This is a genomic window from Streptomyces sp. NPDC005784 (assembly GCF_042871525.1).
GTDB lineage: Bacteria > Actinomycetota > Actinomycetes > Streptomycetales > Streptomycetaceae > Streptomyces.
This window is the reverse complement of the sequence record NZ_JBIAIQ010000037.1, coordinates 52,836-64,770: the sequence shown is the minus strand read 5'-3', so window position 1 is coordinate 64,770 and position 11,935 is coordinate 52,836. Positions and strand designations below refer to the sequence as shown.

10 protein-coding genes are annotated in these 11,935 nt (G+C 68.8%); 4 read left to right on the top strand and 6 right to left on the bottom strand.

The annotated features are described in order from the left end of the window. Window positions 1–285: 285 nt before the first annotated feature. The 3 genes from ACFYR3_RS36820 to pqqB all read left to right on the top strand — a co-directional run bounded on the left by ACFYR3_RS36820 (window position 286) and on the right by pqqB (window position 4,940). On the top strand, window positions 286–3,255 hold the full coding sequence (locus tag ACFYR3_RS36820) for a carbohydrate binding domain-containing protein (RefSeq protein ID WP_389286334.1): 2,970 nt from the start codon (window positions 286–288) through the stop codon (window positions 3,253–3,255). Window positions 3,256–3,459: 204 nt separating this feature from the next. Beyond that, window positions 3,460–3,876: an SseB family protein gene (locus tag ACFYR3_RS36815; RefSeq protein WP_355839236.1), complete on the top strand. Its 417-nt coding sequence runs from the start codon at window positions 3,460–3,462 to the stop codon at window positions 3,874–3,876. Between the two features lie 167 nt (window positions 3,877–4,043). Next, the gene (gene pqqB / locus ACFYR3_RS36810; RefSeq protein WP_389286332.1) at window positions 4,044–4,940 is read left to right on the top strand and encodes a pyrroloquinoline quinone biosynthesis protein PqqB; all 897 of its coding nucleotides are present in this window, start codon (window positions 4,044–4,046) and stop codon (window positions 4,938–4,940) included. 58 nt (window positions 4,941–4,998) lie between these two features. On the opposite strand, the gene ACFYR3_RS36805 is transcribed toward pqqB, so the two are convergent. The 3 genes from ACFYR3_RS36805 to ACFYR3_RS36795 all read right to left on the bottom strand — a co-directional run bounded on the left by ACFYR3_RS36805 (window position 4,999) and on the right by ACFYR3_RS36795 (window position 7,161). Then, window positions 4,999–5,397, bottom strand: coding sequence for a MarR family transcriptional regulator (locus tag ACFYR3_RS36805; protein WP_355839240.1), 399 nt, complete (start codon window positions 5,395–5,397; stop codon window positions 4,999–5,001). 105 nt (window positions 5,398–5,502) lie between these two features. After that, window positions 5,503–5,853 (bottom strand): VOC family protein, encoded by a 351-nt coding sequence (locus ACFYR3_RS36800; RefSeq protein ID WP_355839241.1) that lies wholly within the window; start codon window positions 5,851–5,853, stop codon window positions 5,503–5,505. A 282-nt stretch (window positions 5,854–6,135) separates the two neighbouring features. Beyond that, window positions 6,136–7,161: a LacI family DNA-binding transcriptional regulator gene (locus tag ACFYR3_RS36795; protein ID WP_355839243.1), complete on the bottom strand. Its 1,026-nt coding sequence runs from the start codon at window positions 7,159–7,161 to the stop codon at window positions 6,136–6,138. A gap of 172 nt (window positions 7,162–7,333) precedes the next feature. Here ACFYR3_RS36795 and ACFYR3_RS36790 point away from each other — a divergent pair, with 172 nt between their 5' ends. Then, entirely contained in the window at window positions 7,334–8,608 is a 1,275-nt protein-coding gene (locus ACFYR3_RS36790; RefSeq protein ID WP_389286330.1) for an RNA-guided endonuclease InsQ/TnpB family protein, read from the top strand. Here the strand turns inward: ACFYR3_RS36790 and ACFYR3_RS36785 are convergent. From ACFYR3_RS36785 to ACFYR3_RS36775, 3 genes are read right to left on the bottom strand one after another with little or no spacing between them, the layout of a single operon-like run. Further along, the gene (locus ACFYR3_RS36785; RefSeq protein ID WP_355839247.1) at window positions 8,556–9,461 is read right to left on the bottom strand and encodes a carbohydrate ABC transporter permease; all 906 of its coding nucleotides are present in this window, start codon (window positions 9,459–9,461) and stop codon (window positions 8,556–8,558) included. The genes ACFYR3_RS36790 and ACFYR3_RS36785 overlap by 53 nt on opposite strands. Further along, window positions 9,458–10,381, bottom strand: coding sequence for a sugar ABC transporter permease (locus ACFYR3_RS36780; protein WP_355839249.1), 924 nt, complete (start codon window positions 10,379–10,381; stop codon window positions 9,458–9,460). Before ACFYR3_RS36780 ends, ACFYR3_RS36785 begins: the two co-directional genes overlap by 4 nt. Then, on the bottom strand, window positions 10,378–11,700 hold the full coding sequence (locus ACFYR3_RS36775) for an ABC transporter substrate-binding protein (protein WP_389286327.1): 1,323 nt from the start codon (window positions 11,698–11,700) through the stop codon (window positions 10,378–10,380). The genes ACFYR3_RS36780 and ACFYR3_RS36775 overlap by 4 nt, the downstream gene beginning before the upstream one ends. Between the last annotated feature and the right edge of the window lie 235 nt (window positions 11,701–11,935).

Genomic DNA, 11,935 nt, shown 5'->3' with positions numbered 1-11,935 from the left:
ACCTACGCGGGACCGGAGGTGGCGGATCACGCCCCTCGGCCGTCGTGAGCGGCTGATCCATCTTCCACCGGGCATGTCCGGACGGCACGGGTGGGGCCCCGCTGGACCCGGCGGGGCGATGGTCACCACTCCTCGTCTGTTTTCACCTCGCGTTGCGGTCGTTGTGACATCTCTTTACGTCGCTGTCATGTACCTGTAGCTTCCGGGCCGCAAGGGCTTTCAGGAACTTGCCGGTTCTTCTTGCAAGGCAACTCCCTCTCCCCGGACCCGCATTGGAGACGCCCCATGAGACGCAGACCCCAACGCCTGCCACTGAGACCCCTGGTGGCGCTCGTCGCGGTGACCGGACTGTTCGGACTGACCCCGCCGGACGCGGGCTCCGTTCCCATGGAGAGCACGGCCGCCACGTCCGCCACGGCGACCGTCTTCTACTACACGAAGACCAAGAACTGGCCCACCACGTACCTGCACTACGCCCCGGACGGCGGCTCCTGGACCACCGTGCCGGGGGTGAAGATGGAGGCGGCCTGCACCGACTGGGTGAAGGAGACCGTCGACCTCGGCTCGGCCGCCGGGCTGCAGGCCACCTTCAACAACGGAAGCGGCACCTGGGACAACAACGGCGGCAACAACTACGCGCTGGGCACCGGCACCATCACCGTCAAGGACGGTGTGATCGCCCACAGCGACCCGTGCGCCGACACCGGCACGGGCAGCGGCAACCAGGCCACCGTCTATTACTCGACCGCCACGTCCGGCTGGACCACGGCCAACATCCACTACGCGCCCACCGGCGGCTCCTGGACGACGGTCCCCGGCGTCGGCATGGAGACCGCCTGCACCGGCTGGTGGAAGAAGACCCTCGACATCGGTACGGCGACCTCGCTCAAGGCGGCCTTCAACAACGGCAACGGCGTCTGGGACAACAACAACAGCGCCGATTACACGATAGGGTCCGGCACCACGACCGTGAAGGACCGGACGGTCACCGCGGGCGCCACCGACCCGTGCGCCGCCCAGGTGCCCGACACCCAGGCACCGACCGCGCCCACCGGGGTCACGGCGACCGCCACCAACACGTCGGTGGTGGTGAGCTGGAATCCGGCGACCGACGACACCGCCGTGACGAAGTATCAGCTCACGCGTACGGGCGGTACGAAGGGAACCGTCGTCACCGATGTCGGCTCGACGGTCTACTCGGACACGGGACTTGAGGAGAAGACCACCTACACCTACACGGTCAAGGCCGTCGACGCGGCCGGGAACACCTCGCCCGCCTCCTCCGCGGCCCCCGTCACGACCGGCGAGAAGGCTCCCGCACCGGCCTCGGGGACCCCGCTCGGCACCGACCCGCGCAAGGACCCGATCTACTTCGTCCTCACCGCCCGCTTCTACGACGGCGACAGTTCCAACAACCGCGGCGGCAGCCAGGACGTCAAGTCGGGCAACGCGGCCAACAACGACCCCATGTTCCGAGGCGACTTCAAGGGTCTCGTCGACAAACTCGACTACATCAAGGCGCTCGGATTCTCGGCCGTCTGGATCACCCCGGTCGTCCTCAACCGCTCGGACTACGACTACCACGGCTATCACGGCTACGACTTCTACAAGGTCGACCCGCGCCTGGAGTCGGCCGGAGCCTCCTACCAGGACCTGATCAACGCGGCCCACGCCAAGGGCATGAAGATCTACCAGGACGTGGTCTACAACCACAGCTCCCGCTGGGGAGCGAAGGGCCTGTTCACGCCGACCGTATACGGCGTACGCGACTCCCAATGGAGCTGGTACTACGACGAGAAGAACGACGGCTTCGAGTACGACGGCCTGACCGTCGAGCCCAAGTCGGGCAAGTCGTACTACAACGGCGACCTGTGGTCGACGGCCGAACCCTCCGGAAACACCTGCCTCAACTGGGGAAAGCCCACCGGAGGCAAGAGCGCCGAAGGCTACACCCTGTACAACTGCCAGTGGCCCAGCCCCACTTCGGGCATGTTCCCGAAGGCGTACTACCACCAGTGCTGGATCGGCAACTGGGAGGGCGAGGACTCCCGTTCGTGCTGGCTGCACGAGGACCTCGCCGACTTCAACACAGAGAACGCCACCGTCCAGAACTACCTGATCGGCGCGTACGACAAGTACATCGACATGGGCGTCGACGGATTCCGTGTGGACACCGCCGTCCACATTCCGCGCGTCACCTGGAACCGCCGTTTCCTGCCCGCCGTCTACGACCGGGTCACCCAGCGGTTCGGCACGGACGCCGCGAAGAACTTCTTCGTCTTCGGCGAGGTGGGCGCCTTCGTCAACGACAAGTGGAACCGCGGCTCGGTCAACCACTCCGCGCAGTTCTACACCTGGAAGGAACGCAAGGAGTACAGCGCGGACGACGAGACGGCCGCGATCGAGCAGTACAACTACGAGGAGCAGCTCGGCACCGGCAACCAGCCCACGTCCACCAACGCGTTCCTGAGCGGGAACAGCTATCACACCCCTGACCGCAGCCAGTTCTCCGGCATGAACATCATCGACATGCGCATGCACATGAACTTCGGTGACGCGCAGAACGCGTACAACAACGGCAAGGACTCCGACGACTCCGTCAACGACGCCACGTACAACGTCGTCTACGTCGACAGCCACGACTACGGCCCGAACAAGTCGAGCACCCGCTACAGCGGCGGCACCGACGCCTGGGCCGAGAACATGGCGCTGATGTGGACCTTCCGCGGCATCCCCACGCTGTACTACGGATCGGAGATCGAGTTCCAGGCGGGCAAGCAGATCGACTGCGGGCCGACCTGCCCGCTGGCCACCACCGGGCGCGCGTACTACGGCGACCATCTCGCGGGCACTGTCACGGCCTCCGACTTCGGCAAGGCCGACTCCGCGAGCGGCGAGGTCGCGACGACCCTCGCGCAGCCGCTGGTCAAGCACCTTCAGCGGCTCAACCAGATCCGCCGGGCGATCCCGGCCCTGCAGTCCGGCCAGTACTCGACGGACGGCGTCACCGGCTCGATGGCCTTCAAACGCCGCTACACCAGTGGCTCCACCGACAGTTTCGCCCTCGTCACGGTCACCGGCGACGCGACCTTCACCGGCATCCCGAACGGCACCTACACGGACGCCGTCACCGGTGACGTGAAGACCGTCTCCGGCGGCACGCTGTCGGTGGCCGCGCCCGGGAAGGGAAACCTTCGGGTGTACGTGCTGAACGGTCCCGGCAAGATCGGAACCGACGGGCCCTACCTCAAGTAGGCGGCCCGCGGGTGATCAGGAGCGGCGATCACTGTGATCACGCCGGGTGCCCCACGCCCGAGCGGGACACCGTGACCGCCGCTTCCGCACCCGACGGGAGCCAGGATGAATGGCGTGGTGAGCGTTGGGTACGCGACCGTCGATACGCCCGGGAGCGAGACCGGCCCGGGTGGCCGCCCGCCCTCCACTACCCGGGGATCCGCCATGGACACGCCCTTGAACAACCACCACCCCACCGCACCCGCGGCGACACCGGCCCAGGAAGCCCTGGACACCCTCGCCGCGAACACCGACGACACCGCGGCGCTGGACACGCTCGCCGGCAGCGACGTACTGGTGCCCGTGCCGGACGACGCCACCGACGCGGACATCGCCGATCCCCATGCCGTCGCGCTGCCCGTCCTGGACCAGCCCGACGGCGGTCAGGTGGTTCCGGTGTTCACCTCCGAGCTGGAGCTGGCCGAGCTCCTCCCCACCGTCTCGCGTTACCGGCTCGTACCGCTCAGCGCGCTCGCCTCCCAATGGCCGTCCGGCGATCTGGCCCTCACGATCGACGCCGCCTCACCGCACGGCCTGACCCTCACCTCCGAGGGCGTACGCACGCTGCTGGTGCGGCCGTAAGGCTGACCGTCGCGTGACGCGGGCGCCCCGCCCACGGCCCCGCCCCGGGGGCCGTGGGCAGGCGCGCCGGCGAAGGACGTCCAAAATTGCTCCTCGCCGTGGAGTGGCCCGGCCCGCCCGGAAGGGGAAGATCCCTGGAAAGTCCGCCGCCGAGGAGTGGGGTTCCCTTGAGAGTCGTCCTGCTGGGTACCGCCGCCGACGGCGGCTTCCCTCAGTGGAACTGCGCCTGCGCGCTCTGCTCGGCCGCCCGCGACGGAAATCTGCCCGCACGCACCCAGGAGTGCGTCGCCGTCAGCGGCAACTCCCGCGACTGGTGGCTCCTCAACGCCTCACCCGACGTCCGTACGCAGCTGAACGCCACCCCCGCGCTCGCGCCCGGACCCGGGCCCAGGGGCACGCCCGTGCGCGGGGTCCTGCTGACGGACGCCGAGGCCGATCACGTCATGGGACTGACCGTGCTGCGCGGTGCCCCGGGCCTGAAGGTCTACGCCGCGCCCCCGGTCCTCGCCGCGCTCTCCCCGCTGCGCACTCTGCTCGACCGCCGCACCCCGTGGGAGTGGGCGGACAGCCTGACCGAGGGCGGATTCGTCCTGGCCGGAGGACTGGTCGTCAGCGCCCACGCCGCCGGTTCCAGGGCTCCCAGGCACATCGCCGGGGCCGCCGCCGACGACCGCTGGGCGACGGCGTACCGGATCGAGGACCTGGCCAGCGGGGGTGTGCTCGTCTACGCACCCTGCCTGGGGCAATGGACGCCCGCGCTGGACGACCTGCTCACCGGGGCGACCTGCGTCCTGCTCGACGGCACCTACTACGCGGCCGAGGAGACGGACACGGTGGCGCGTGCACCCTACGGGCGCACGGCCAAGGAGCGCCTTCCGAGCCGTCTTCCGGTCTCCGGCGCGGACGGCAGTCTGGCCGCACTGGCCCGGCACCCTGGTCCGCGCGTGATCTACACCCACCTCGACAGCACGAACCCGCTGCTCGACCCGGCCACGGACGCCTGCGCGTCGGTGACCGGGGCCGGCGCCGAAATCCTGCCGGACGGAGCGGAGTTCGTGCTGTAGGGGAGGGCGGCAGAGGCGAGCTGTGGAGGAGAGCTGCCGAAAGGAGCTGCCGAAGAGCTCAGTCGGGCAGCCGCAGCATGCGGGCCAGCACGGACCGCTGCAGGGGGAGCACCTCGGCGTGCAGCACGCGGCCCTTCCCGGTGAGGGCGACCCACACTCCGCGGCGGTCCTCCTGGCAGACGGTGCGTTCCACCAGGCCGTCCTTCTCCAGTCGGCCGATGAGCCGGGACAGCGCGCTCTGGCTCAGATGGACCCGGCCCGCGATGTTCTGCACCCGGCACTGCTCGCCGGCCTCCGTGGCGGTCTCCGAGGCGAGGATGTCCAGGACCTCGAAGTCACTGGCTCCCAGGCCGTGCGGATGCAACGCGCGGTCGATCTCGCACATCGTGCGCGCGTGCACCGAGAGGATGTCCCGCCACTGGTCCTCCAGCTGGGCACCTGGCGTCTTCGTTGCCATAACTGAACGGTAACAGAGATCACGCCACTAATTGAGTGTGCAACTAGTGTGCCTGCATTCAGTCGCCGTTCGCCCGCGTCCGGCAGGCCGGGCCGGCCGTTCCTGTCAGGGGGTGGGGTCCTGGATCAGCCCGACCTGGTTGCCTTCCGCGTCCTTCACCGACGCGACCAGCCGGCCGTTGCCCACGTCCTGGAGTTCCTGGAGCGTCTCGGCGCCGGCGCCGAGCAGGGCCGCCAGGGACTCCTTGATGTCGTCGACGTGCCAGAAGGGGACGGGCCCGGTCAGTCCCTTGGCGTGGCCGTTCGGGTCGAGGCCGACATCCTGACCCGCGTCCTTGTAACCGACGTAGTACGGCTCGTCCACATACGGCTCCACCCCCAGCAGCGCGGTGAACAGGGCCTTTGCCTTCGCGATGTCCTTGACGGGGTAGATGATCGTCTTGACTCCGGTGGTCATCCCGACTCCTCCGTGGTGCGTGGCGGCCGTGTCGGCCGGCTGTCGTGCCGCCGGCGTTCCGACGGTCCTTTCACGCTAAGCCGGGGGAGGTGCGTATGGCTTCTCGAATCCTGACCGGCGCGCCGGACCTCTCCGGAGCGGAGCCGGCCCGCAGGACCCGGACGGAGCCGGGCCCCCGGGGGAGATCCGGTCCCGGGGCCGCTGCGATTCCGGGGCCGCCGCGTTTCCGAGGCAGGCCCGGGGCGGCCGCTCGGGCGCGCCCGGCGTGTTTCGGTGCGGTTCTCAGGTCGACTCGCGGCGCACCAGTTCCGTCGGCAGGATCACCGCCGCCGGGTCGTCGCCGCCGATCTGGGCGAGGAGCACCCGGACCATCTCGGAGCTGATGCGGTCCCAGGGCTGGCGGATGGTGGTGAGGGCCGGGGTGGCGGCCGTGGCGGCGGGGGAGTCGTCGAAGCCGCCGACCGAGACATCCTCCGGGACCCGGCGGCCGGCCTTGCGCAGCGCGGCCAGCACACCCTGGGCCATCAGGTCGGAGGCGACGAACACGGCGTCCATGTCCGGGGCGCGATCGAGGAGTTGCTCCGCGCCCGCCTCCCCGCTCGCGCGGCTGTAGTCGCCGGAGGCGATGAGACGGTCGTCGGCCTCGACGCCCGCCTCGGCGAGCACCTCCCGGTAGCCCGCGAGACGCTCGACACCGCCGGGGGTGTCCAGCGGGCCGGTGACCATACCGATCCGGCGCCGTCCGAGGGAGAGCAGGTGCGTGACCATGTCCCGGGCGCCGTCCCGGTCGTCGGCGGCGACGTAACTCACCTTGGACCCGAGGCCGATGGGCTTGCCGCACGCGACGAGCGGCACGCCCGCCTCGCGCAGTTGCTCGGCGACCGGATCGCCGGAGTGGCTGGAGACCAGCAGCACCCCGTCGACATGGCCCGCCGTGATGTACCGCGTGATGCGCCGCCGTTCGTCCTGGGTGCCGGCGAGCATCAGCAGGAGGGGTACGTCGTGCGCGGCGAGCGCCTGGGTGCAGCCGCGCAGCAGGACGTTGAAGTTCGGGTCCTCGAAGAACCGCTCCTGGGGCTCGGTCAGCAGGAAGCCGACCGAGTCGGACCGTCCGGTGATCAGCGAACGGGCGTGCCGGTTCACGACGTAGCCCGTCCTGCGGATGGCGGCGTTGACCGCCTCCGCCGCCGTGGGGCTCACATAGTGCCCGCCGTTGAGTACGCGTGACACGGTGCCTCGTGAGACACCGGCCTCGCGCGCGACGTCATGGATCGTCGGCGGCCTGCGACGGCCCCCCGTGTTGCTCATCGGATGCCTCCGGGGAAACCCCGGCCTTCAAGCCGGGGTGGGGGTACCTCCCGCTTGCGGGGGAGAAACGGACTCCTGCGGAGCAGGGAATGGCGATTCACCGTCGGGGGGGTCGTCGTTCACCACTCGAAGTGAACAGATGGTCACAATCTGTTGTGGTAGTTTGTGAGTCGTGACCACTCACGTGAAGCGGGCGTTCAAGTACCGCTTCTACCCGGACGATGCGCAGGCAGCAGAGCTGTCGCGCACCTTCGGATGCGTGCGGAAGGTCTACAACCTGGCTCTCCAGGCGCGTACTGCCGCGTGGTACCAGCGGAAGGAAAGGGTCAACTACAACGCGACCTCGGCGATGCTCACCGCGTGGAAGAAGACCGAGGAGCTCGCCTACTTGTCCGAGGTGTCCTCGGTGCCCCTGCAGCAGTGTCTGCGGCACCTGCAGGTAGCGTTCACCGGTTTCTTCGAGGGGCGGGCGAAGTACCCGCGGTTCAAGTCGCGCAAGAAGTCCCGTCGTTCCGCGGAGTACACCAGCTCGGCGTTCCGCTTCCGCGAGGGCCGGCTGACGCTCGCCAAGATGCGTGAGCCGCTGGACATCGTGTGGTCCCGGCCGCTTCCGGACAGTGCGCAGCCGTCCACGGTGACCGTGTCCCAGGACGCGGCCGGACGCTGGTTCGTGTCGCTGCTCTGCGACGACACGATCACCCCGGCACCGGCCCCCCCGCACGCGGTCGGCCTCGACGCGGGGATCACCTCCCTGGTGACCCTGTCCACCGGGGAGAAGATCACCAACCCCCGGCACGAACGCCGTGACCGCGCCCGCCTCGCGAAGGCCCAGCGGGAACTGTCCCGTAAGACGAGGGGCTCCGCCAACCGGGCCAAGGCGCGCCGCAAGGTCGCCAGGGTCCACGCCCGGATTGCCGACCGGCGCCGCGACCACCTGCACAAGCTGACCACTCGTCTCGTCCGTGAGAACCAAACGGTCGTGATCGAGGACCTGACCGTGCGCAACATGGTCAAGAACCGCGGGCTCGCCCGAGCTGTCTCGGACGCTGCCTGGCGTGATCTGCGGACGATGCTGGAGTACAAGTGCGCCTGGTACGGGCGCGAGCTGGTCGTGATCGACCGCTGGTTCCCATCCAGCAAGCTGTGCGGAAACTGCGGCACCATCCGGGCGAAAATGCCGCTGAACGTCCGAGCATGGACGTGCGAGTGCGGCACGGTGCACGACCGCGACGTGAACGCGGCGCAGAACATTCTGGCGGCCGGGCTGGGCGTGGCTGCCTGTGGAGACGGTGTAAGACCTCAACGGGAGTCCTCCCGGACGGGGCGGTCGTCGATGAAGCAGGAACCCCAGCGGGCGACCGCTGGAACCCCCCGCCCTTGGACGGGGGAGGAAGTCAAGACTTTACGGCTCCGGACAGCAGGTCGAGGCTCCAGAAGCGCTGGATGACCAGGAACAGCGCGACCAGCGGGATGATCGCGAGCAGGGCCCCGGTGATCACCAGGGTGTACAGGGCCGGGGTGTTGGAGCCCTGTTCGAGGAGGGTGAACAGGCCGAGCGTGATCGGGAACTTCTCGTCGTCGCTGAGCATGATGTAGGGGAGCAGGAAGTTGTTCCACACGGCCACGAACTGGAACAGGAACACCGTCACCAGGCCGGGCACCATCATGGGCAGCGCCACCCGGGTGAAGATCCGCCACTCGCCGGCACCGTCCATCCGCCCGGCCTCGACCACGTCACCGGGGACGGCCGCCGCGGCGTAGATCCGGGCGAGGTACACCCCATATGGGGAGAGGACGAGCGGCAGCAGCACGGACGCGTACGAATCCGTCAGGTCCGCCTTGGCCAGGAGCAGGTACTGCGGGATCGCGAGGATCACCGGCGGCATCAGCACGCCCGCCAGCAGGACATTGAAGATGGTCTCGCGGCCCCGGAAACGGTAGATCGCGAGGGCGTAGCCGCTGAGCGCCGAGACGGCCGTCGACAGCAGCGCGCCGAGACCGGCGTAGAGCGCGGAGTTGCCCATCCACTTCCAGTAGATGCCGTCCCGGTAGGCGCTGAGTTCCTTGACGTTCTGGGTGAACCCGGTGCCCGGCAGGAAGGTGAACGTCGAGAACAGCTCGCGCCCCGACTTGGTGGCCGCGATCACCACCCAGGCGACGGGCAGCAGACAGTAGAGCGCGCCGAGCAGCAGCGTGAGGGTGGGGACCAGGGCGATCCGGCCGTGCAGGGGCGGTCCCTGCGCGGTGCCGGGCGTCGTGCCCGCGGCCGGCGCCGCCTTGCGGACGGCAAGAGAACTCATCGTGCTTCCTCCTGCTTGGTACGGGAGTTCGCGGCGCGCAGGAAACCGAAGGACAGCACCAGCGTGACCACGGCGATGATCACGGCCTCGGCGGCGGCCGCGTAGATGTCACCGGTGTTGAACGCGTCCCGGTAGACCTTCATCAGCGGACTCCAGGTCGTGGAGACGGAGTTGGTGAGCGGTTTGAGAGTGGTCGGCTCGCTGAACACCTGGAGCGTGGCGATGATCGAGAAGAAGAAGGTGAGCACCAGGGAGGGCGCCACCATCGGGATCTTGATCCGCAGCGCGGTCTGCAGCGGGGTGGCGCCGTCCAGCCTCGCCGCCTCGCGCACCTCGGCGGGGATGGCCTGGAGCGAGGTGTAGATGACGATCATGTTGAAGCCGGTGCCGCCCCAGACCGCGATGTTCGACAGCGCGAGGAACAGCGGGCCGCCGTCCAGCAGGTTCGGCTGCGGCAGCCCCAGCCTGTCGAGGACGAAGTAGAAGGGGCTGACGTCCGGGAGGTAGAGGAAGCCCCACAGCAGGGCCGCCACGACGCCCGGGATGGCGTACGGCAGGAAGATCGCGAGCCGGGTGAAGGGCGCGAGCCGCACCTTCTCGGCGTCGAGCATCAGCGCGAAGACCAGCGCGAGGCCGAGCATCACCGGCACCACGATGAGGCCGTAGCCCGCCACGCGCAGGGCGCCGGCGACCAGTTCGCTGTCGGTCAGCGCGTCGGTGTAGTTCCTGAGGCCCGCCCAGACCTCGCTGCGGGCGCCGGCGCCCAGGCCGAGGCCCTTGACCTGGACCTTGTGCAGGCTCAGCCAGATCGCGTAGCCGATGGGCAGCGCGAAGAAGAGGACGAAGAGGATCGTCGCGGGGAGGAGAAAACCGTACGGGGCCCCCTTGACCCCGTACGGCTTCCGGCGTGCGGTTGTCACTGAGCGACCCCGAAGCCCTGCTTCTTGAGGTCGGCGACGGTGGCGTCCTGCATGGTCGTCAGGGCGGCACCGAAGTCCGACTTGTTCTTCGCGGCGGCGCCGAAGGCGTCGTTGAAGGTCGTGTACGCGACGTTCACGTTCGGGCCCCACGCGGAGGGGGCGGTGGTCTTGGCGATCTCCGAGGCCTTGGTGTAGAAGTCCGGCTGGTTGGAGAAGAAGGCCGGCGGCTGCGCGAACGCGTCACTGGTCTGCGCGCTCGTGGCGGCCGGGTAGATGCCGCTCTCCTTGGCCAGCGCGGCCACCGCCTGCGGGTCCGTGTTCAGCCAGGCGGCGAACTTCGCGGCGGCCGCCTTGTGCGGGGAGTCCGTGGTCACGGCCGTCGAGGAGCCGCCCCAGCTGCCGGTGACGTTCTCACCGGCCGACCACTGCGGCAGCGGAGCCATGGCCCACTTGCCCTTGGTGTCCGGGGCCGCCGTGGTCAGTGTGCCGGGCGCCCACACCGCGCTGACCCAGGCGATCTCCTTGCCGGTGTTCAGCGCCTTGTTCCAGGCCGGCTGGTACATCGGCTGGTTGTCGATCGCGCCCTCCTTGACGAGACCGCCCCAGAAGTCGGCGACCTTCTGGGTGGCCGGGTCGTCGATGCCGACCTTCCACTTGTCGCCGGAGGAGGTCCACCACTTGGCGCCCGCCTGCTGGGCCAGGCCGGCGAACTGACCGGAGTCGTTGGCGGAGAAGGTGGTCAGGGCCTTGTCCGGCGCCTTCTTCTTCAGCGCGCGGGCGGTCTCGGCGAACTGCTCCCAGGTCGTCGGAACCGGCAGGCCGTACTTCTTGAACAGGTCCGCGCGGTAGTAGAACATCATCGGGCCGATGTCCTGCGGGATCGCGTAGACCGCGTCCGTGCCCAGCGTCGTCTGCTGCCAGACGCCGTCGGCGAACTTGCTCTTGGCTTCCTTCGACTCGGCGGCTATGTCGGCGAGCGCGTCATTGCTGACCAGCGTCGGCAGCGCCTGGTACTCGGCCTGGACCAGGTCCGGTGCCTTCTTCGCCTTGTGCGCGGTGAGGATCTTGGTGATGAGCGTGTCGCCCGAGGCCTGCTTCTTCACCTCGACGGTGATCTGCTGCTTCTTCCCCGGCCCCTTGTTCCAGAGGTCGACGACCTTGTCCATGCCCGGCGCCCAGGTCCAGAACGTCAGTGTCGCGGGTCCGGACTGGGATGCGCTCTTGTCGTCGTCCGACGAGCCGCAGGCGGCGAGCGAGGTGGCGCCGAGGACGACGGCGATGGTGCTGGCCACGAGGCGGTTGTGCTTCGTGATGGGCATGGAACGTTCTCCCCTGACCTGGGCCTCCGCCTGCTGCGAAGGCCTGCCCTGTACATGCGCGGGTCGCCTCGGGGCGCGTCTGTCGGTACCGGGACCACGACCGTGTTCTCGACCCTTCGGGCCTTCGCACGGTCGCCTCTCGACACCGGAGCGCCTCCTTCGGCACACTCGCGGTGCTTCTGTGAGCGTTCACAGTAGAGAAACATCCCGGACACTTGTCAATGGTTGTTGCTGT

Bases quoted from the DNA above. Each gene is read 5' to 3' on its own strand.
- ACFYR3_RS36785 (WP_355839247.1), bottom strand. From the start codon at position 9,461: ATGAGTTCTCTTGCCGTCCGCAAGGCGGCGCCGGCCGCGGGCACGACG.
- ACFYR3_RS36795 (WP_355839243.1), bottom strand. From the start codon at position 7,161: ATGAGCAACACGGGGGGCCGTCGCAGGCCGCCGACGATCCATGACGTC.
- ACFYR3_RS36805 (WP_355839240.1), bottom strand. From the start codon at position 5,397: ATGGCAACGAAGACGCCAGGTGCCCAGCTGGAGGACCAGTGGCGGGAC.
- ACFYR3_RS36800 (WP_355839241.1), bottom strand. From the start codon at position 5,853: ATGACCACCGGAGTCAAGACGATCATCTACCCCGTCAAGGACATCGCG.
- ACFYR3_RS36815 (WP_355839236.1), top strand. From the start codon at position 3,460: ATGGACACGCCCTTGAACAACCACCACCCCACCGCACCCGCGGCGACA.
- ACFYR3_RS36775 (WP_389286327.1), bottom strand. From the start codon at position 11,700: ATGCCCATCACGAAGCACAACCGCCTCGTGGCCAGCACCATCGCCGTC.
- ACFYR3_RS36820 (WP_389286334.1), top strand. From the start codon at position 286: ATGAGACGCAGACCCCAACGCCTGCCACTGAGACCCCTGGTGGCGCTC.